Annotated in this window: 17 protein-coding genes; 4 read left to right on the top strand and 13 right to left on the bottom strand. The window is 72.3% G+C overall.

The window, feature by feature from the left end:
• Positions 1-50 precede the first annotated feature (50 nt).
• From ACWCSU_RS28215 to ACWCSU_RS28190, 6 genes are all read right to left on the bottom strand, one after another.
• On the bottom strand, positions 51-935 hold the full coding sequence (locus tag ACWCSU_RS28215; protein ID WP_449938856.1) for a hypothetical protein: 885 nt from the start codon (positions 933-935) through the stop codon (positions 51-53).
• Positions 928-1,527: an RNA polymerase sigma factor gene (locus ACWCSU_RS28210; RefSeq protein ID WP_357705689.1), complete on the bottom strand. Its 600-nt coding sequence runs from the start codon at positions 1,525-1,527 to the stop codon at positions 928-930. Before ACWCSU_RS28210 ends, ACWCSU_RS28215 begins: the two co-directional genes overlap by 8 nt.
• Before the next feature lie 106 nt (positions 1,528-1,633).
• Positions 1,634-3,013 carry an amino acid adenylation domain-containing protein gene (locus tag ACWCSU_RS28205; RefSeq protein ID WP_449938855.1) on the bottom strand — a complete coding sequence of 460 codons (1,380 nt, stop codon included), beginning with the start codon at positions 3,011-3,013 and terminating at the stop codon, positions 1,634-1,636.
• A complete protein-coding gene (locus ACWCSU_RS28200) occupies positions 3,006-4,280 on the bottom strand; it encodes a condensation domain-containing protein (RefSeq protein ID WP_449938853.1) in 1,275 nt (424 codons plus the stop codon). Before ACWCSU_RS28200 ends, ACWCSU_RS28205 begins: the two co-directional genes overlap by 8 nt.
• The gene (locus ACWCSU_RS28195) at positions 4,277-5,458 is read right to left on the bottom strand and encodes a cytochrome P450 (RefSeq protein ID WP_449938851.1); all 1,182 of its coding nucleotides are present in this window, start codon (positions 5,456-5,458) and stop codon (positions 4,277-4,279) included. The genes ACWCSU_RS28200 and ACWCSU_RS28195 overlap by 4 nt, the downstream gene beginning before the upstream one ends.
• On the bottom strand, positions 5,451-5,747 hold the full coding sequence (locus ACWCSU_RS28190) for a phosphopantetheine-binding protein (RefSeq protein WP_364096902.1): 297 nt from the start codon (positions 5,745-5,747) through the stop codon (positions 5,451-5,453). Before ACWCSU_RS28190 ends, ACWCSU_RS28195 begins: the two co-directional genes overlap by 8 nt.
• Before the next feature lie 475 nt (positions 5,748-6,222).
• Here ACWCSU_RS28190 and ACWCSU_RS28185 point away from each other — a divergent pair, with 475 nt between their 5' ends.
• A complete protein-coding gene (locus tag ACWCSU_RS28185) occupies positions 6,223-7,773 on the top strand; it encodes an alpha-L-arabinofuranosidase B (protein WP_449938849.1) in 1,551 nt (516 codons plus the stop codon).
• A gap of 39 nt (positions 7,774-7,812) precedes the next feature.
• On the opposite strand, the gene ACWCSU_RS28180 is transcribed toward ACWCSU_RS28185, so the two are convergent.
• Positions 7,813-8,718 (bottom strand): polysaccharide deacetylase family protein, encoded by a 906-nt coding sequence (locus tag ACWCSU_RS28180; protein WP_449938847.1) that lies wholly within the window; start codon positions 8,716-8,718, stop codon positions 7,813-7,815.
• A 109-nt stretch (positions 8,719-8,827) separates the two neighbouring features.
• Between ACWCSU_RS28180 and ACWCSU_RS28175 the strand changes: the two genes are divergently transcribed.
• Both ACWCSU_RS28175 and ACWCSU_RS28170 read left to right on the top strand, forming a co-directional pair.
• Positions 8,828-9,385, top strand: coding sequence for an LOG family protein (locus tag ACWCSU_RS28175; protein WP_449938846.1), 558 nt, complete (start codon positions 8,828-8,830; stop codon positions 9,383-9,385).
• A gap of 79 nt (positions 9,386-9,464) precedes the next feature.
• Positions 9,465-11,519, top strand: a complete 2,055-nt coding sequence (locus ACWCSU_RS28170; RefSeq protein WP_449938844.1) for a SpoIIE family protein phosphatase — start codon at positions 9,465-9,467, stop codon at positions 11,517-11,519.
• Here ACWCSU_RS28170 and ACWCSU_RS28165 read toward each other — a convergent pair whose 3' ends face one another.
• Entirely contained in the window at positions 11,520-11,837 is a 318-nt protein-coding gene (locus ACWCSU_RS28165; protein ID WP_449938843.1) for a hypothetical protein, read from the bottom strand.
• Positions 11,838-11,976: 139 nt separating this feature from the next.
• Here ACWCSU_RS28165 and ACWCSU_RS28160 point away from each other — a divergent pair, with 139 nt between their 5' ends.
• Complete coding sequence (locus ACWCSU_RS28160) at positions 11,977-12,933, top strand: NAD-dependent epimerase/dehydratase family protein (RefSeq protein WP_449938842.1); 957 nt, start codon at positions 11,977-11,979, stop codon at positions 12,931-12,933.
• Between the two features lie 44 nt (positions 12,934-12,977).
• Here ACWCSU_RS28160 and ACWCSU_RS28155 read toward each other — a convergent pair whose 3' ends face one another.
• The 5 genes from ACWCSU_RS28155 to ACWCSU_RS28135 form a co-directional block, all read right to left on the bottom strand.
• Positions 12,978-13,748: an ABC transporter ATP-binding protein gene (locus ACWCSU_RS28155; protein WP_357705701.1), complete on the bottom strand. Its 771-nt coding sequence runs from the start codon at positions 13,746-13,748 to the stop codon at positions 12,978-12,980.
• Entirely contained in the window at positions 13,745-14,545 is an 801-nt protein-coding gene (locus ACWCSU_RS28150) for an ABC transporter permease (protein WP_449938840.1), read from the bottom strand. Before ACWCSU_RS28150 ends, ACWCSU_RS28155 begins: the two co-directional genes overlap by 4 nt.
• A 90-nt stretch (positions 14,546-14,635) precedes the next feature.
• A complete protein-coding gene (locus tag ACWCSU_RS28145) occupies positions 14,636-15,865 on the bottom strand; it encodes an ROK family protein (RefSeq protein WP_449938839.1) in 1,230 nt (409 codons plus the stop codon).
• A 47-nt stretch (positions 15,866-15,912) separates the two neighbouring features.
• The gene (locus ACWCSU_RS28140) at positions 15,913-16,914 is read right to left on the bottom strand and encodes an aliphatic sulfonate ABC transporter substrate-binding protein (protein WP_449938837.1); all 1,002 of its coding nucleotides are present in this window, start codon (positions 16,912-16,914) and stop codon (positions 15,913-15,915) included.
• A gap of 49 nt (positions 16,915-16,963) precedes the next feature.
• Positions 16,964-18,451: a sulfatase-like hydrolase/transferase gene (locus ACWCSU_RS28135; protein ID WP_449938836.1), complete on the bottom strand. Its 1,488-nt coding sequence runs from the start codon at positions 18,449-18,451 to the stop codon at positions 16,964-16,966.
• Positions 18,452-18,599 lie beyond the last annotated feature (148 nt).

The raw sequence follows: 18,599 nt of genomic DNA, 5'->3' as shown, positions 1-18,599 counted from the left end.
CGCCCTGAATCGCGGCGAACTTTGAGGGTCCCGAGCATGGAGACGTGGGGTCAGACGCCGGTCACCGGGTTCTTCGGCACGCGCTTCTCGGACACCAGCAGCCGTACCGCGCCCTGCCGGTACGGCTCGGCGGCCCAGACCACCCAGTGGCCGCCCACCTTCGCCGACTGCCCGCGCGGGTCCACCGAGAAGCCGTCCCCGCCGGGAGCGGGTTCGATGATCTGGAACGTCACCTCCAGGCCCCGCCTGCGTGTCTCGGCCAGCACCTCGGCGACCGGGCGGCCGTCCACGACGTAACCCTCCAGGGCCTCGCCCTTCCGGCCGGCGTCCGCGTTGTTCTGGTACAGCTCGCCGGGCCTGGCGGGGCGGCCCAGGTAGAGCACGCCCTTGCCGCCGAAGTCCTTGGAGACGGTGACGGTGAGCGCGCAGCCGGGCCGTCCGGGGGTGCAGCCCTTCGGACGCAGGGTGCCGCCGATGCGGTCGCTCTCGGTCGTGCCGCTGAAGCCGAGCCGGAAGACCTCGCCGACCGCCGTGGGGGAGGCGGGCCGCAGGTCGAGGGCGACGTCCAGGCCCATCGCCCGGAACGCCTCGCTGTAGAGGGCATGGTCGGCGAACGGGTCCTTGATCGTGGCCACGTACTCGTCGCCGCGCAGCTCGATGCCGATGGCGGAGTTGGCGTATGCGGTGGGGCGGGCGTCGGGGCCGGCCAGCACCGGGCCCAGGACGGCCGCGGCGGCGAGCGCGGCGGCGGCGAGCAGCCCGCCGAACAGGAGCCGCCCCCGACGCCCGCGCCGGGAAGCGGGGAAGGCGCCGTGACGGCGGTCCTCCTGCTCGGCCAGCGCGGCCAGGAAGCGGTCCTCCTGCGCGGCCAGGGCCTCCGCGGTGGGCGCGGGCACCTCCGAGCGGAGGCGTCCGAGCTCGGTCATCTCATTCATGGACGGGCTCCTCGCTGACGACGGCCATCGGGTTGACTCCTCCGAGCTCTCCGCGCAACTTCTCCCTGGCCCGGTTGATGCGAGAACGCACGGTTCCGACCCGCACGTCCAGCGCCTCGGCGACCTCGGGGTACGTCAGTCCGGCCCACGCCACCAGCAGCAGCGCGTCACGGTGACCTCCGGGCAGCGTCGCCAGCGCCCCGGCCAGGCGGCGGCGGGCCGCCTCGGCGCTCACCCGGTCGTCGCTGCGGTCGGTGAAGGAGGCCGTCACCGGGTCCGTGCCGGTGCGTTCGAGCACGCGCAACTGGTGCACCTCGGTACGCACATGGCGGCTCATCAGATTGGTGGCGATCCCGTACAACCAGGGACGGGCGTGCGGACGGGACAGGTCGTAGCGGCCACGCTGCCTGAACGCCGTCAGGAACGTCTCCGCCACCACGTCGTCCGCGGCGTCCGCCCCCAGCCTTCTGGTGACGTACCGGGTGATGCCGGAGGCGTGCCGGCGGAACAGCTCGGCGAAGGCCTCCGGCTCGTGCAGGGAGCGTTGGACATGGGAGGCGTCATCACCTTCCGGATGGTTCGGGGCGCTCACTTTGTGGCCTTTCGGCGATGAATCAGGACAACAGTTGTTGCCTGGCCGGCCGCGAGCGGTTCCCGGCGACCGCGTACGGAACGCCCCTCATCCTCCCGGGAGGCGGTCAGCCGCCGTCGAGGGCCTGGTGGTCGACCTTGCCGTTGGGCAGGCGCGGCAGGGAGTCCAGCCGCTGGAACACCGTCGGGACGGCCACGATCGGCAACCGGTCCAGCAGGTGCGCGCGCAGCGCCCGGCGGTCGATCCGGTCCTGGTCGGTGACGAGGTAGCCCTTGAGCCGCACGGGGCCGGAGCCGGTCCGCGCGACCCCGACGGCGGCGGCCAGCACGCCGGGGAAGCCCGCCATGGCGTGCTCGATCTCCGCGCGTTCCACCCGCGCGCCGCCCAGCTTGAGCTGGTGGTCGGCGCGGCCGTGGAACAGCAGCTCCCCGTCCGGACGCCGGGAGACCAGGTCGCCGGTGCGGTAGGCGTCCCCGAGGCCCTCGGCCAGGCCGGGGCCGGAGATCAGCAGCTCGCCGACGCCGTCCGGGCCGGGATCGGCGATGGTCACGCGCGCCCCCGGGACCGGGCGGCCGATCGGCACCCGGGCCGCCTGCGCGTCCTCGGGGACGCAGCGGTGGACCGTGCTCCAGACCGTGCACTCGGTGGGGCCGTACTCGTTGTGCAGGGCCGTGCCGGGCAGCGCGGCGTAGTGCTCCCCGACCAGCGCGGGCGGGCACGTCTCGCCCGCGACGATCACCGTGCCGAGCGACCCGAACGCGTCTGCCAGGCCGTTGCGGAGCGCCAGCCCGTAGAACGACGGCACCATGAGCAGGTGCGACGGCCGGTGCTCGACGGCGAAGCGCGCGGTGGCGGCCAGGTCGGACGGGCGCTGGCTCGGGATGACCAGCCTGCCGCCGCAGGCCAGCGTCCAGTAGATCCCGGCGACCGAGCTGTCGAAGGAGATGGACGAGCAGAGCAGGAACCCGGTGACCGGCGACCCGTAGTGGGCCAGCCGGGCCGAGGTCGACCAGGCCAGGGCGGCGCGCGAGACGGTGACGGGCTTCGGCGTGCCCGTCGAGCCGCTGGTGAAGCAGGTGTAGGCGAGCCGCGCCGAGGTGGCGGGCACCGGCCCGTCCGGCAGGTCCGTACGGGCCATCTCGACGCGGAGGGCCGGGCCGGTCAGCGGGACGATCATGTCCGGCTCGATGAGCGCGATCCGCGCCCCGCACGCCTGCGCGACGTCCTGCTGCCGCTGGAAGGGGAAGGCGGCGTCGATGGCCACGTAACGGCCGCCGGCCCGCAGGACGGCGAGCATGCCGATGACCGCCCACCGGGACAGGTGCGCATGGATCACCACCGGCTCGTCGGGCCGCAGGCCCGCCTCCAGCAGCACCCGCGCGAGCCCGGCGCTGCGCCGGTCCAGGTCCCGGTAGGACAGCTCGCCCTCGCGGTCGGCGATCGCGGTGTGCTCGCGGCCCAGGTGGGGTTCGATGAGCTCAAGCATCGGCCAGCCGCTCCAGCACGCGCAGGAACCCGGCGACCTTCTCCTCCACCCAGTCCAGGCCGAACATCCCGGCCTCGTAGGCGACGACGCCGACCACCTCCTCGTCCACCCGCATCGACCACAGCAGGTGCACGGGCATCACGGGAGCGGGCTGCCGCTCCTCCGGCACCGGCGTCAGCAGCAGCGCCGGGTCCTCGGCGGTGGGGGCGAACGGCGTCCTCGGGATGAGCTGGAACACCGGGAAGGTGCGCTCGACGACCTCCGACGGGTCGAACACCACGGCCGCCAGCTCCGGCGCCTCGGGCAGCACCCGCAGCAGCGGCACGTCGTGCCGGTAGGCCGCCCGGCACGCCTCGTCGGCCCGGCGGCTCAGCTCGTCCAGGTCGGCGGGGTCGTCGGTGGTGATCCGCAGCCACAACAGGTTGAGCATGAACCCGGCCGTGTACCACTCCGACGGCTTGCGCCCGGCGGTGATGACCGGCACGACGGCGTCGCCGTGCCCCGCCCAGACCGACGCGGTGAACGCCGTCAGCAGGAGGGTGAACGGCGTGGTCCGGCGGCGGCGGGCCGCCCGGCCCAGGCGCAGCCACAGCGGGCCGGGCACGGTGAAGCGGCACGTCCGCTGGTCGCCGCGCCTGCCGGGCGTCGGCACCGGCATGGCGAGCTCCGCCACGCCGTCCAGCCGGTCCCTCCAGTACGGCAGCGCGTCGGTGATCGTCTTCTCCCAGGACGGCGAGAAGTCGTCGGCGGCGACCTCGGCGTACCCCATGACCCCGGAGCCCGGCGGCGGGCCGCCGCGCAGGCGGGCGGTGTAGGCGTCGGACAGGTCGCGCGCCAGCAGCGGCAGCGACCAGGCGTCGGAGGTGAGGTGGTGGGCGACGATCACCAGCAGGCTCGTGCCGTCCTCGCACCGGCCCAGGTGCACCCACAGCAGCGGCGGCTCCTCCGGCGGGTACGCCGAGCCGGTGGCCATCGCGAGGAAGGCGTCCTCGTCGTCCACGTCGTGCACCAGCAGGCGCCCCGGGACGCTTTCGTGCACCCGCGCCCGGACGCCGCCGTCCGGATCGCGCGACACGGTCGTGCGCAGGGCGTCGTGCCTGGCCACGACGTCGTCCACGGCCCGGCGCAGCACATCGGCGTCCACCTCGTGCGCCACGCGGTAGGCCGCCCGGACGATGAACGTCGAGTTGACCACGCTCCCCGGCACGGCCTCCTCCAGCCCGAGCAGCAACCGCTGGGCGTAGGTGAACGGGATCTCTGTCGTCATTGGCCTCTCCTGGGCGTCCCCGAGATGATCAGCTTCTTGAAGCCGGTGAGGAAGGTCGATCGCACCCGGACCGGTTCGCCGACCACCTCGACGTCGGCGAAGGTCGCGAACAGCGTCGCGAAGAACAGCCGCAGCGTCAGCCGGGCCAGGTGGGATCCGATGCAGTAGTGATGTCCGCTGCCGAAGGCGAGGTGGCGGTTGGGCGTACGGGCCGGGTCGAAGGTGTCCGGGTCGGCGAAGACGGCGGGGTCGCGGTTGGCCGAGCCGATCCAGGCGACCACGGGCTCGCCCGCCGCGAGGTCCACGCCGGACAGCCGCACCGGCCGGGTGGTGTGCCGCATGAAGTGGCTGCCGGGCGACGCCCAGCGCAGCGCCTCCTCGACCCCGTCGCGCAGCAGCTCAGGACGGCCGGCCCAGGCACGGTAGCCGCCGCCGCGGGCCAGCTCGAACACCGTGGAGCTGACCACGTTCGGCAGGGTGACGCTCGCCCCGAGCAGCAGGCTGTAGCAGTTGGAGACGGCCGTGCCGGGGTCCATCCGGCCGCCGTCCGGCGACAACATCAGGCTGATCAGGTCCTCGCCGGGGGTGCGGGCGCGTTCCCGTACCAGGTGCAGGAAGTAGGCGAACAGCTCGCGGTGCGCCCGGCGCAGCGTCCCGGACGCGTCGCCGGCGACCTGGTAGTCGGGGTCGTCCTCGGCGCTGGCCGCCATGACCAGCGTGAGCAGGCGCGGCCGGTCCTCGTCCGGCAGCCCCAGCAGCGGCCCGGCCAGCGCCAGCGGCAGTCCCCGGACGGCGGCGGCCAGGTCGAACTCCGGCCCGTCCAGGCCGGGCGCGAGCAGCCCGGTGATCGCGGTGATGACGGACGGCTCGTAGGCCGCGGCCGAGCGCAGGTCCATGACCTTCCGCAGCGGGGCGCGCATCCGGCCGTGCTCGGGCGGGTCGGTGGCGGCGAGCTGCCGTCCGGCCGCCGGGTCGTCGCGGCCCAGCAGGTTGAGCAGGGTGCCGCGCTCACTGGTGAAGCACGTGTGGTCGCGCAGGACGCGGTCCACGTCGGCGTACCGGGTGACCGACCAGAAGCCCCGGTCGTGCCGGTGCACCGGGTCGTTCTCGCGCAACCACCGCCAGGTCCGGTGCTGCCCGCCCGCCTCGAACAGGGCGGGGTCGGCGAGGTCACGCATGGTCGAGGGGGGCCGGCGAGCCGATCACCTCGGCGAGCTCGGCGATGGTCGGCGACAGGAACAGCGTCCAGGCGGGCACCTCGAACCCGAACTCGCGGTCGATCGCGAACTGCACGTCGGCCGCCAGCAGGGAGTCGCCGCCCAGCTCGAAGAAGTCGTCCTCGATGCCGACGGGCGCGACGCGCAGTTTGGCCGACCACAGGCCGGCCAGCCGCCGTTCGATGTCGGTGCGCGGAGCCTCGTACGCCGATTCCAGTTCGAGGTCGTCCCGTGACGTGACAGTGGTCATCCCAGCTCCGTGGTGAGGTGAACGCGAGGGCCCGGCCAGCCTGCCCCGCCGCTGTTGAGTCCCCGTTGAGGATGTGTTGATCACCCTCGCCCAGGTTCGGGAGATCGGCCGGACGGTGCGGCGACGGGCCGAATCTCCTCCTGATGAGGTCGCCGACGTGGAAGCAGGCGTCCCTCACCCTCGGCTCCCTGTGGCGCGCCTGTGTGAAACGGCGTGAGCGGCACGCGATTGACGCAACCTGCGGAACTTGACGGCGCCCGCAATTTCGTTTCATAGTGAGCCGGTCACCTATTTACGTATTCCCGGAGGTTCGCAGCGACAATAATGTTAGCGATAACAGAGTAACTTCCTTTCCGTCCTTGACGGTTCGTCGCAGGTCAATGGACATAGGACTGTGCGCGTCCGCGCAGCGGCCGATCGCCTCTTTCCGTGCGTCGAATTACCTCGGCACCCCCTGAAAGACAGCGGTTCATTGATGATGTCCCGGCCCGGATCAAGCATTCTCAAAAAGGCGGGAGCGGCCGTCGCGCTCGTCGCCGGGCTGCTCGCCGGCGCCCCCGCGGCGTCGCAGGCCGCCACCCAGCAGTCGTGCGACATCTACGCCGCCGGCGGCACCCCCTGCGTCGCGGCGCACAGCACCACCCGCGCCCTGTACGCCGCCTACAACGGCCCCCTCTACCAGGTGCGCCGCTCCTCCGACAACGCCACCCGCGACGTCGGCCTCCTCGGCGCGGGCGGCTACGCCGACGCCGCCGCCCAGGACGCCTTCTGCGCCGGCACGACCTGCCTCATCACCGTCCTCTACGACCAGTCCGGACGGGGCAACCACCTCACCCAGGCGCCACCCGGCGGGTTCCCCGGCCCGGCGCCCGGCGGGTACGACAACCTCGCGATCGCCACCGCCGCCCCGACCATGATCAACGGCCACAAGGCGTACGGCGTCCGGGTCACCCCCGGCACCGGCTACCGGAACAACACCACCAACGGCGTCGCCAAGGGCGACCAGCCCGAAGGCATGTACGCCGTCTTCGACGGCACCCACCACAACGGCGGCTGCTGCTTCGACTACGGCAACGCCGAGACCAACAGCCGCGACAACGGCAACGGCACGATGGAGGCCATCTACTTCGGCGACATCAAGGTCTGGGGCTACGGCACCGGCAACGGCCCCTGGGTCATGGCCGACCTGGAGAACGGCCTGTTCTCCGGCGTGAACCCGGGCTACAACGCGAACGACCCCAGCGTCAGCCACCGCTACCTGACCGCCGTCGTCAAGGGCGAGCCGAACCACTGGGCGATCCGCGCCGGGAACGCCCAGTCCGGCGGCCTGTCCACCTACTACGACGGCCCGCGCCCCAACGCCCCCGGCTACAACCCCATGAAGAAGGAGGGCGCGATCATCCTCGGCATCGGCGGCGACAACAGCAACGGCTCCGCCGGCACCTTCTACGAGGGCGTGATGACCTCCGGCTACCCCTCGAACGCCACCGAGAACGCCGTGCAGGCGGCCATCGTCGCCGCCGGTTACACCACGACGGGCGGCGGCGCGGACGGGACGCTCACCCCCGGCGCGTCCGTCTCGCTGCGCGCGACCACGGCCTGCTGCACCACCCGCTACCTGCGCCACCAGAACGACCAGGTCGTCACGTCGGTGATCGGGTCCGGCAGCTCGTCGCTGGACAGGAGCGACGCCACGTGGATCGTCCGCGCCGGGCTGGCCGGGAGCTCGTGCCTGTCGTTCGAGTCGCGCAACTACCCGGGCGACTACCTGCGGCACCAGAACTACCAGCTCCACCGGCAGCACAACGACGGCAGCGCGCTGTTCGCCGCCGACGCCACCTTCTGCCCGCAGGCGGGGAAGAGCGGCCAGGGCACGTCGTTCGCCTCCGCCAACTTCCCCGACCGGTTCCTGCGCCACTACGACAACACCGTCTACATCGCGAGCAACGGCGGCTCGCACGCCTTCGACAGCGCCACCTCCTGGGCGGCCGACGTGAGCTGGGCCGTCAGCCCGCCCTGGGCGTGACGGGCCCCGAGCCGTCCCCGGCCCGCGACCGGGGGCGGCTCACCGCATGTCGGCCGGACGGGCCCGCCCGTCGAAGGGGAAACGGGCGCGGAAGTCGATCTCGGCCTCGGCCATCGACATGAACGTGACGCCCTTGTGCCCGCGCATGTGCGCGATGAGCCGCTCCAGCATCAGCAGCACCTGGGGACGCCCGCTGACGTCGGGGTGCAGCGTGATGGGGAAGACCGCGTAGTCCAGCTCGCGATAGACCCAGTCGAACTGGTCGCGCCACTGCTGTTCGAGGTCGCGCGGGTTGACGAAGCCGTGGCTGTTCGGCGAGTTCTTGATGAACATCATCGGCGGCAGGTCGTCCAGGTACCAGTTCGCCGAGAACTCCACCAGGTCCACCTCTTCGCCGGGCACCAGCGGCTTCATCCAGGTCGAGGCGGCCTGCTCGTAGTCGATGCGCGTCCAGCGCTCGCCCTTGCGGGCGTAGAAGGGCTGGAAGTCGCGGTAGGACTGCGAGTGGTCATAGCCGAAGCCGTAGCGCAGCAGCAACTCGGCGGTCCGCGCGGACATCTCCCACCACGGCGCCACATAGCCGCGGGGCCGGACGCCGAGCACCTGGTCCAGCACCTCCAGGCTGCGCGCCAGGACGTCCTCCTCCTGCTGGGCGGACATCGAGACCGGGTTCTCGTGCATGTAGCCGTGCGCGCCGACGTCGTGCCCGGCCTCGACGATCCGCCGCATCTGGTCGGGGAACGACTCCGCCGAATGTCCAGGGACGAACCAGCTCGTCCGGATTCCCTCGCGGGCGAACAGGCGCAGCAGCCTCGGGGTCCCGACCTCGGCGGCGAACACGCCCCGCTGGATGTCGTTCGGTGAGTCCTGGCCGCCGTACGAGCCGATCCAGCCCGCCACGGCGTCCACGTCCACGCCGAAGCACACGTTGATGGCTTTCTTCATGGACCAGGACGTACCCCCGGCGTGACGGCCGGGCAACCGGGTTCGTCGGATCTTGGGTAGATCCTTCACAGGTGCCCTGACCTGGTCTGGTTCGCCGTACAGTTACGGCGTGAACATCTGCGTCTTCTGCTCCGCCGCCGACCTCGACGAGCGCTACACCCGTCCCGCCCGCGAGTTCGCCGAGCTCATCGGCAAGGGCGGCCACACCCTGGTGTGGGGCGGCTCCGACACCGGCCTGATGAAGGTCATGGCCGACGGCGTGCAGGAGGCCGGCGGCCGCCTGGTGGGCGTCTCGGTCGAGTTCCTGGCGCACAAGGCCCGGCCGGGCGCCGACGAGATGCTGGTCACCCGCGACCTGGCCGAGCGCAAGGCACAACTGCTGTCCCGCGCCGACGGCTTCGTGATCATGGTGGGCGGCAGCGGGACGCTCGACGAGGCCACCGAGATCCTGGAGCTGCGCAAGCACGGCCTGCACACCAAGCCGGTCGTGCTGCTGAACACCGCGGGCTTCTACGACGGGCTGAAGCAGCAGTTCCAGCGCATGGAGGCGGAGGGCTTCCTGCCGCTGCCCCTCACCGAGCTGGTGTTCTTCGCCGACGAGGGCGTCGGGGCCATCGCCTACCTGGAGGAACAGTCGGGCCTGATCCCGCCGGGCGACCGGGGCTGACCGGCCCGGCGGCAGGCGTTCAGGGACGACCGCGCGCGGGTAGGGGGGGAGGAGGCTGTGGCCGTCGGGGGAGGTCACGATGGGGGCTGACGGCGAGCCCGCAGGCAGCGGGCTGGCGTTCGAAGTGCTGGACCCGGCGCCGGTGGGCGTGGCGGTCGCGCGCGGCCCCGACCACCGCCTGGTCTACACCAACGCCGCCTACCGCTCCCTGTTCGCCGACAGCCGCACCGGGATGCCGATCGAGGAGGCGTTCGCGGAGTTCGTCGAGGTGCACTTCCGCGCCCAGTTCGACCGGGTCTACGCCACCGGCGAGCCGTTCGTCACCACGGCCGAGCCGGAGTACGTCGTCGGCGGGCTCGAAGGCACCGAGAAGCGGTTCTTCACCTCCAGCCTGTCGCGCGTCGTCTTCGGCCCCGGCGACTACGGCGTGCTCGAAGTGGTGATGGAGGTGACCGACCAGGTCACCGCCGCGCGGCGGATCGAGGCCATCGCCGAGGAACGCCGCCGCATCCTGCGCCGCTACGAGAGCCTGATGAAGGTCAGCGCGCAGATCATCTGGGTGACCACCCGCGACGGCTACGTGCACGAGCCCAGCCCGACCTGGGAGCGGGTCACCGGGCAGCCGTGGGAGGAGCACCGCGGCCAGGGCTGGCTCAAGATGGTCCATCCCGACGACCGCCAGGACACGATCAGGTCGTGGGCCCGGGCGGTCAGCAGGGCCATCGACTCCTGGGAGCACGTCTACCGGCTGCACACCGCCGACGGCTCCTACCGGCACTTCCAGATGCGCGCCGTGCCCATCTGCGAGAACGGCCAGATCGTGGAGTGGGTGGGGTCGTGCACCGACATCGAGGAGCAGTGGCAGGAGCAGCGCCGGCAGCGCCTGCTCGACAACGCCGCGGCGGCCACGGCCCAGTCCACCAGCCTGGAGGAGATGCTCGGCGCGCTGTCCGACGTCATCGTGCCCGAGCTGGCCGACGGCTGCGGCGTCTACCTCGTCACCGACCTCACCGGCGAGCGGCACGGCGGGGCGCCGTTCGTCGTCGAGCGGCTGGTCACCGCGGTCCGTCGCGGCCTGGTGCCGCTGTCGCCGTACAGCGAGGAGCAGCTCGACGACGACAACGCCTTCGTGACGGCCGTACGCCGGCGGCGGCCCATGCTGCAGACGTTCCCGGCCGGGTCGCCGCCGCCCGGCCTGGCCCCCGCGAGCACGCGCGAGTGGCTGGCGGCCAGCGACGCCAACAGCCTGCTGATCCTTCCGGTCGTGGTCGACGGCACGGTCCCCGCCGTGGTCGGGGTGGTGACGTGCGGCGAACGGCCCGCGATCAGCCGGGCCGACATCTCGCTGCTGACCAACATGTTCGGCCACGCCCACGACGCCCTGAGCCGGGCCATCCGCTTCCAGCGCACCCAGCAGGTCGCGCTGGCCCTGCAGTACAGCCTGCTCGCCGAGCCGCCGCGGCTGCCGGGCCTGCGGATCGTGGCCCGATACCGGGCCAGCCCGAGCGCCGCCGAGGTGGGCGGCGACTGGTACGACTGCTTCGTCCTGCCCGACGGCGTCCCGGCGCTGGTCATCGGCGACGTGGCGGGGCACGACCTGTCGGCGGCCGTCCTGATGAGCCAGTTGCGCAACATGCTGCGGGCGCTGGCGATGGACCGCTGCGAGCCGCCCGGCGAGATCCTGACCCGGCTCAACGTCGCGATGGAGTCGTTGTCCTCCGACGTCACGGCCACGTGCGTGTTCGCCCGCGTGGAGGAGTGCGAGGGCGGCCACCGGCTGCGGTTCGCGGTGGCCGGCCATCCGCCGCCCCTGCTGGTCACCGCCCAGGGCCACGGACGCTTCCTGGAGGGCGCGCTCAGCCCGCTGCTCGGCTTCCCCGACGACGAGACCCGCGCCTCCCAGACGGAACCGCTCCCGCCGGGCGGCACGGTGCTGCTCTACACCGACGGCCTCATCGAGCGGTCGGGCGAGCATCTCGACCTCGGCCTGGAGCGCCTGCGCCGGGTGGCGGAGTCGCTCGCCGCCGAACCGCTGGACAGCTTCTGCGACCAGGTGCTCAGCGGCCTGCCCAGCACCGGGCTCGACGACATCGCCATCATCGCCCTCCGCCTCCCGCCCGCCGCGCAGGAGTGATCAGCCGGGCAGCAGGCCCGTGACCGTGCACAGGCTGCGCAGCGCGGCGTGGGTGCTGAGGGCCCGCCCGTAGTCCCCGGCCAGCAGGGCGGCGGCGGCCTCGCGTCCCATGGCCTGGACGGCGGGGTCGCGCGCGGCCACGGCGTACCGGGCGCTCCGGGCCACGCTCAGCTCGCGGACCACGGCCGCCCGGTCGACCGGCCGCCCGGCGGCGCCGTTCCACGGACGCGCACCCCAGGGACGTGCCTTCCGGGAAAGGGGAGCCGCGCCGGACAGCGCCTGCACGCCGCCGCGCAGCACACTGCCCAGCCACGCCACGCCACAGCCTGCCGATACCTGACTGCGGAATGCGATCGACCTCTTTCGCAGAGGCGTCTCATCGCGGCCGCCGGGGGCCTTTTGCGCTGCGAGTGAAGGGCGGGGGCCCGGCCGGGGCGGGTGCGCCAGGATGGTGGGCATGCGGACACTTGTTCTGGGTGGCACGAGATTTCTGTCCAAGGAGATCGCGCGACAGGCACGCGATCGCGGGCACGAGGTGGTGTGCGCGGCGCGCGGCCTGGCCGGTGATCCGCCGCCGGGGGTGGAGTTCGTCCGGGTCGACCGGGCCGAGGACGGCGGGCTCGCGCCCGTGAAGGGGGCGTTCGACCTGATCGTCGACGTCGCCAGGCATCCGAGCCAGGTCCGGCGCGCGGTCACGGAGCTGGCGGGCCGGGCCGGTCACTGGACGTTCGTGTCGACGTGCAGCGTCTACGCCGACTCGACCCGGGTCACCCAGGTCCTCCACGACCCGCTGCCCGGCGACGCCGACGAGGGCGACCCGGAGAACTACGGCCCGGCCAAGGTGGCGTGCGAGCAGATCGTCGGTGCCGACGCGCTCCACGTGCGGGCCGGGCTGATCGTCGGCCCCGAGGACCTGTCCGACCGGTTCACCTACTGGGTCGAGCGGCTGGCGCGCGGCGGGCCCGTGCTGGCCCCCGGCTCGCCCGGCGACCTGGTCCAGTTCGTCGACGTGCGCGATCTCGCCGCCTGGACGCTCGACGCGGCCCAGGCCGGGCTCACCGGGCCGTACGACGGGATCTCCATGCCGTTCGGCAGGGGGGAGATGCTGGCGCGGATCGCCGAGGGGCTGGAGGTCGAGCCGGAGCTCGTCTGGGCCGGTCAGGAGTTCCTCACCGAGCACAAGGTCGAGCCGTGGATGGGGCCGCGTTCGCTGCCGCTGTGGTTGCCGCTGCCGGAGTACGCCGGGTTCATGACCCGGGACACCTCCGCCACGGTGGCCGCCGGGCTGCGCATCCGTCCGGTGGCCGACACGGCCCGCGACACGCTCGCCTGGCTGCGCGACTCCGGCCACACGGTGACCCGCTCCGGCCTCACGGCCGAGGAGGAGGCCGGCCTGCTCCGCCTGCTCGCCTGAGCCCATCCGTCCCCGCCGCCCGCCCGGACGTCGGGGACGGGGCGTCAGACGGTGGCCTCCTGGTGGTAGACCGAGTGCCAGACCTCGTTCCTGATGCGGGCGAACTCCGGCGACAGCCGGATCTCCTCCGTGCGCGGATAGGGCAGGTCCACCTCGATGACGCGGTGGATCCGGCCCGGCCGGGCGGCCATGACGACGACCTTGTTGGCGAGGTAGACCGCCTCGTCCACGTCGTGGGTGATGAACATGACCGTGCGCCGTTCCCTGCTCCAGGTGTCGAGGAGCTGGTCCTGCAACTGCACCCGGGTGAGGGCGTCGAGCGCGCCGAACGGCTCGTCCATGAGCAGGACCTGCGGGCCCACCGCGTACGCGCGGGCGATGGCGCAGCGCTGCTTCATGCCGCCGGACAACGTCTTGGGCAGGGCGTCGGCGAAGTCCGTCAGGCCCACCAGCTCGATGGCGTGCTCGGCCCGCCGCCTGCGCTCGTCGGCGGGCAGGCCGGCCAGCTTCAGGCCGAACTCGACGTTCTTGCGCACGGTCAGCCACGGGAACAGCGCGTACTGCTGGAAGATCACGCCGCGCTCGGGGCCGGGGCCGGTCACCGGGACGCCGTCGAGCAGGATGCGCCCGGCGCCCGGCTCGGTCAGGCCCGCGGCCATGCTCATCAGCGTGCTCTTGCCGCATCCCGACGGGCCCACGACGGTGACGAACTCGCGGTCGGCGATGTCGAGGTCGACCCGGTCGAGGGCGACGAACTCGGTGTCCTTGAGCGGGAAGGTCTTCGAGACGGCCTCGAAGGAGATCTTGGGGGTCATCGGCGCTCCTGCCATCCGGTCAAACGGCGCTCGGCGAGCAGCAGCAGCCGGTCCATGACCAGGCCGAGCACGCCGATGCTGATCAGCCCGACGAAGATCGTGGGCAGGTCGTAGTAGAGCTGCGCCTGCTGCATGCGGTAGCCCAGGCCCTCCTGGGCGGCGATCAGCTCGGCGGCGACCAGGGTGCCCCAGGCCGCGCCCAGCCCGATCCGCATGCCGACGATGATGAACGGCGTGGACGCCGGGACGATCACCTTCAGGAAGATCGTCCGGTCGCCCGCGCCCAGCACCCTGGCCGCGTTGATCAGGGTGCGGTCGACGTCCAGGACGCCCTGGAAGGTGGAGACCACGCTCGACAGGAACGCCGCCAGGAAGATCACGAAGATCTTCGGCATCTCGCCGATGCCCATCAGCACGATGGCCAGCGGGATGATCGCCAGCGGCGGGATCGTCCGGAAGAACTGCACGTACGGTTCGATCAGCGCGCGGGCGGTGGCGTACCAGCCCATGAGGAAGCCGATCGGGACGGCCAGCGCCGTGCCGAGCGCGAAGCCGGTGAACACGCGGCGCAGGCTGGCCAGCAGGTCGGTGGGGAGGGTGCCGTCGGAGACGAGCTCGGCGGCGCGGGCCGCCACGTCGGCCGGGCTGGACAGGCCCTGGATGCCGGCCAGCGACAGCCCGCTCCAGACGGCCAGGCCCGCCACGACGGCGGCCGCGTTGAGCACGAGCGTGCGACGGGGGCGCGTCAGGCGCCGCCTGCGGGCCGGGGGAGGGTCGGTCACGGTCACGGCGGTCATGGTTCGGGGCTCGTCATCGTCGGGGTCCTTCCGGGCGGTGCATGCGTGTCTGGGGTTTCCGTGGAAAAGCAGGGGAGGGTGGGATGACGGTCAGGGGGTCAGGGGGCGGAGGTGGGCGGGGATCGAGGGTTCCTCGTGGACGAGGAGGGCGATCGCTCCCATGGCGGAGGCGTTCACCCCCAGGTCCGCCTGCGCGACCGCGATCTCCCGAGGGGCGCGCGGCAGCGCCAGCCGCGAGACCGCGTCCCGGATCGGGTCGAGGACGAGGCTGCCCAGCCCGGCCAGCTCACCCCCCACCACGATCAGCGCGGGGTCGAGCTGGGCGACGGTGCCGGCCAGCACGCGGCCCAGGTCGGCCGCCGCCGAGACGATGACCTCGCACACCGCCGGCACGCGGTCCTGGGCGGCCGCGACCAGCGCGTCCAGGCCGGACAGCCGCACCCCGCGGGCGGCGCACGCCCTGAGCAGGCCCTGCCCGCCGATGCCGCCCTCCAGGCAGCCGCGGCTGCCGCAGTGGCAGGGCTCGCCGCCGGGGTCGAGGGAGACGTGGCCGATCTCGCCGCTGGCCCCGTGCGCGCCGCGCAGCAGCCGGCCGGCGACGATGAAGCCGCCGCCGACGCCGACCGACCAGCGTACGTAGACCATGTCGCGCACCGAGCGGCCGACGCCCCACGTGGCCTCGGCCAGCGCGGCGAGCCTGGCGTTGTTGTCCACGGCCACCCGCACACCGAACTCCTCGGCGACCCGCCGGGCCACCGGCAGGTAGGAGGCCGGGAGCGTCGGCGGGATGCCCGGGACGTCGACCGGCGCCGGCGCGGGGCTCTCGTCCACGACGCCGACCAGGCCGAGGCCGACGGCCTCCAGCGCGCCCAGGCCGATGCCGCGCTCGGCGGCGATCTCCCGGGTCAGCCGGATCGCCGCCTCGGCCTCCTCCAGCGGGGCCGCGTCCTCCAGCGGGGCCGCGTCCTCCGGCAGGGACGCGGAGGCGGTGGCCACCACCTGGTGGGCGGCGTTGGCCACGGCCAGCCGGACCCGTCCGCGGCCGAGGTCGAGGCCGAGGAGCAGGCCGGCGGCCGGGTTGAGCGAGACGAAGGCGGCGGGCCTGCCGCGTCCGCGAGGCTCGGCGGGCACCGAGTCCGTCTCGATCACCGCACCGCGGTCCATCAGGTCGGAGATGATCGCGAACAGCGTGCTGCGGGACAGGCCGGTGCGTTCGGTGAGCTGGGCCCGGCTCAGCGCGCCCGCCGCGCGCAGCGTGGCGAGCACGGCGTCCTCGTGCACCAGCCGCAGCCGCTGCAGCGCGTCAGTGGGTGACGACATGGGACCATGATGGTGGGCAAGGCATTGCGGTCAACTCTCCGTCCGGATCATCCGGCGGCGGCCGACGCGTACAGGTCGGCGGTGAAGTACGTGGACGGTTCGGGCGACTCGGTCAGCTTGCCCATGGTGACGAACAGGTCGGCCAGGCCCTTGTACCAGCCGGCCGCGGTGCCGTCCTTGGCCAGCTTGACCAGTTCGGCGGTCGGCAGGATCTTCGTCACCGCCGAGGCGCCCTTGAACTGCTGCGGCGGCGCCTTAAGGAAGGCGGCGGTCAGCGTCTCGGCCTCGGCCGCGTGCCCGGCGACCCAGTCGTTGGCCTCCTGGAGCACCTTCAGCACCTTGGTGACGGTGGCCGCGTCGCCGGAGACCAGCTCGTTGCGGGCGACGAACGAGCTGGGGAAGCTCAGCTTGGGGTAGAAGTCCTCGCTCTTGGTCAGCTCGACCAGCTCCGGCACGTTCTTCTTGATGGTGTCGATCAGCGGGTACCAGATGGCCGCCGCGTCGATCTGCTTGGCGCTGAACGCGGTCACGACCGTGCTCGGGTCCATGTTGACCTTCTGCACGTCCTTGCCGGACAGGCCGGCCTCCTTCAGGGCCAGCTCAAGGATCATGTCGCCGGACGTGCCCTCGGGCACGCCCACCTTCTTGCCCTTCAGGTCCTTGACGGAGGTGATGCCCGACTCCGGGTAGGTGATCACCCGGTCGGCCATGCCGAGCATGTTCGGCGCGATGATCTTGGCCTTGCCGCTGGCCGGGAGCCAGGTCGCACCGGAGCCGATGTAGCCGAAGTCGATGTCGCCGGAGCCGAGCGCCTGGATCTGCAGCGGGCCGTTGGTGAACACCTTCAGGTCGGGCTCCAGCCCCTGCTTGGCCCACAGGCCCTGCTTGTCGGCGGCGGCGAGCGCGGCGGCGCCGGAGAAGTCGGCGATGTAGCCGAAGCGCACGCTCTTGGCTTCGGGGCCGTCGCCGGAGGAGGAGCCGCAGGCGGCGGCGGGGAGGAGGACGGCCAGCGCCGCCAGGGCGCTGACCAGGGTGCGAGGACGCCTCATCGGGGGGTCCTTTCTCGTCTCACGGAGGGATCGGGGGGTGACGGCGGCCTCATGCGACCTCGTCGGCGACGCCGTCCACGTCGGGGGCGCGGCCCTCGCCGATGTCGGCCATGTAGCTCATCCAGGTGTAGGCCGGGTCGCCGCGGCGCAGCAGTTCCCGGTACAGGCGTACGGTCAGCTCGCGCCGGACCGCCGCGTAGGCGGGCGCGGGGTAGACGTTGTGCAGTTCGTGCGGGTCGGCGTCCAGGTCGTAGAGCTCGTGCACGCCTTCCGGGTTGAAGACCAGCTTGTGGCGGCGGTCCCGGATCATGCGCTGGGAGTAGGGGAAGTGGTGGCCGTGGAACTCGGCGACCACCGAGTCCCGGCCCTCGGCGGGCTCGCCGCGCAGCAGCGGGAGCAGGCTCTCGCCGTCGCAGGGCTCCTGCGGCGGCAGCCCGGCCAGGTCCAGGATGGTGGGGTTGAGGTCGATCAGGGTGGCGAACGCGTCCACGGTCTTCGCGGGCGCGCCGGGCACCCGGACGATGCCGGGGATGCGGTAGATGTCCTCGTACATGGCCGGGCCCTTGTCGTTCAGCCGGTGGGCGCCGGTGAACTCGCCGTGGTCGGCGGTGAAGACGACCGTGGTGTCGTCCCAGAGGGACAGCTCGCGCAGCGCCGTCAGGAGCCGGCCGATCTGGTCGTCGATCATCGTCACGTAACCCCAGTAGACGGCGATCAGCTTGCGCCAGGCGTCGGCGTCGAAGCTGTCGGCCGACCAGTACTCGGAGTAGCGTCGCTGCACCTCGGGCTTGCCGGCGAAGGTCTCGGCCATCGAGGCGGGCAGCGGCACGAGGTCCGGGTCGTACATGTCGTAGTAGTGGTCGGGGATGAGGTACGGCAGGTGGGGGCCGTACCAGTGGCAGGACAGCAGGAACGGGCGGCCGGTGCGGCGGAAGTCCGCGGCGTAGCGTTCCAGCAGCTCCAGGGTGCGGTCGGCGAGGAACGCCTCGATCGTGGCCTCGGCCGGCTGCCGGAGCCTGCCGGCGATGAGATGGCCGCGGCCGGTGCCGTTGGGGGCCTTGCCGAAGATCGGGCTGTCCACCGCGAAGGGGGGATGGCCGTGCTCCTTCAGCCAGCTTTCGTAGGAGGGGTGGTCGAAGGGGTTCAGCGCCCCGGGCAGGTGCTCGCCGTCCATGCCGTGGAACTCGGGCCCGCGTTCGCGGCCGATGTGCCACTTGCCGACGTGGCCCAGGTTGTAGCCGGCGGCCCGCAGCGGCGCGGCGAGGGTCGGCTGGTCGTCGGCGACCTCGTCCCGGCCGCCGCCGTTGCGCTCGGGGTTGACCAGCAGGCCGTGCCGGAACGGGTGCAGCCCCGTGAACAGCGACGCGCGGGCCGGGGTGCAGATCGCGGTCGGCGTGTAGAACCGGTCGAAGCGCGTGCCCTCCGCCGCCAGGCCGTCGAGCGCGGGGGTGCGGACGACGGGGTTGCCGTAGCAGCCGAGCGTGTCTACCCGATGCTGGTCGGTCATCAGGAACAGGACGTTGCGGGGACTGGTCACTCGCTCTCCGATCGCTAATTTTTCTTGAGGGTTTACGTTAAAGAAGGATCATGGGCTCCGCAAGGGGGTGATGAGGGAGAGATGTCGGTTTTTATTTCCGGTCTCTTGACGTAAATCGGTGAGGGTGATCACACTTTGCGATATCCCC

Source organism: Nonomuraea sp. NPDC001699 (assembly GCF_053596455.1).
This window is presented reverse-complemented; position numbering and strand designations above follow the sequence as displayed.

Coding starts and splice junctions, on each gene's coding strand:
- ACWCSU_RS28215 (WP_449938856.1), bottom strand. CDS start 935: ATGAATGAGATGACCGAGCTCGGACGCCTCCGCTCGGAGGTGCCCGCG.
- ACWCSU_RS28205 (WP_449938855.1), bottom strand. CDS start 3,013: ATGCTTGAGCTCATCGAACCCCACCTGGGCCGCGAGCACACCGCGATC.
- ACWCSU_RS28200 (WP_449938853.1), bottom strand. CDS start 4,280: ATGACGACAGAGATCCCGTTCACCTACGCCCAGCGGTTGCTGCTCGGG.
- ACWCSU_RS28195 (WP_449938851.1), bottom strand. CDS start 5,458: ATGCGTGACCTCGCCGACCCCGCCCTGTTCGAGGCGGGCGGGCAGCAC.
- ACWCSU_RS28190 (WP_364096902.1), bottom strand. CDS start 5,747: ATGACCACTGTCACGTCACGGGACGACCTCGAACTGGAATCGGCGTAC.
- ACWCSU_RS28185 (WP_449938849.1), top strand. CDS start 6,223: ATGATGTCCCGGCCCGGATCAAGCATTCTCAAAAAGGCGGGAGCGGCC.
- ACWCSU_RS28180 (WP_449938847.1), bottom strand. CDS start 8,718: ATGAAGAAAGCCATCAACGTGTGCTTCGGCGTGGACGTGGACGCCGTG.
- ACWCSU_RS28170 (WP_449938844.1), top strand. CDS start 9,465: ATGGGGGCTGACGGCGAGCCCGCAGGCAGCGGGCTGGCGTTCGAAGTG.
- ACWCSU_RS28160 (WP_449938842.1), top strand. CDS start 11,977: ATGCGGACACTTGTTCTGGGTGGCACGAGATTTCTGTCCAAGGAGATC.
- ACWCSU_RS28155 (WP_357705701.1), bottom strand. CDS start 13,748: ATGACCCCCAAGATCTCCTTCGAGGCCGTCTCGAAGACCTTCCCGCTC.
- ACWCSU_RS28150 (WP_449938840.1), bottom strand. CDS start 14,545: ATGACCGCCGTGACCGTGACCGACCCTCCCCCGGCCCGCAGGCGGCGC.
- ACWCSU_RS28145 (WP_449938839.1), bottom strand. CDS start 15,865: ATGTCGTCACCCACTGACGCGCTGCAGCGGCTGCGGCTGGTGCACGAG.
- ACWCSU_RS28140 (WP_449938837.1), bottom strand. CDS start 16,914: ATGAGGCGTCCTCGCACCCTGGTCAGCGCCCTGGCGGCGCTGGCCGTC.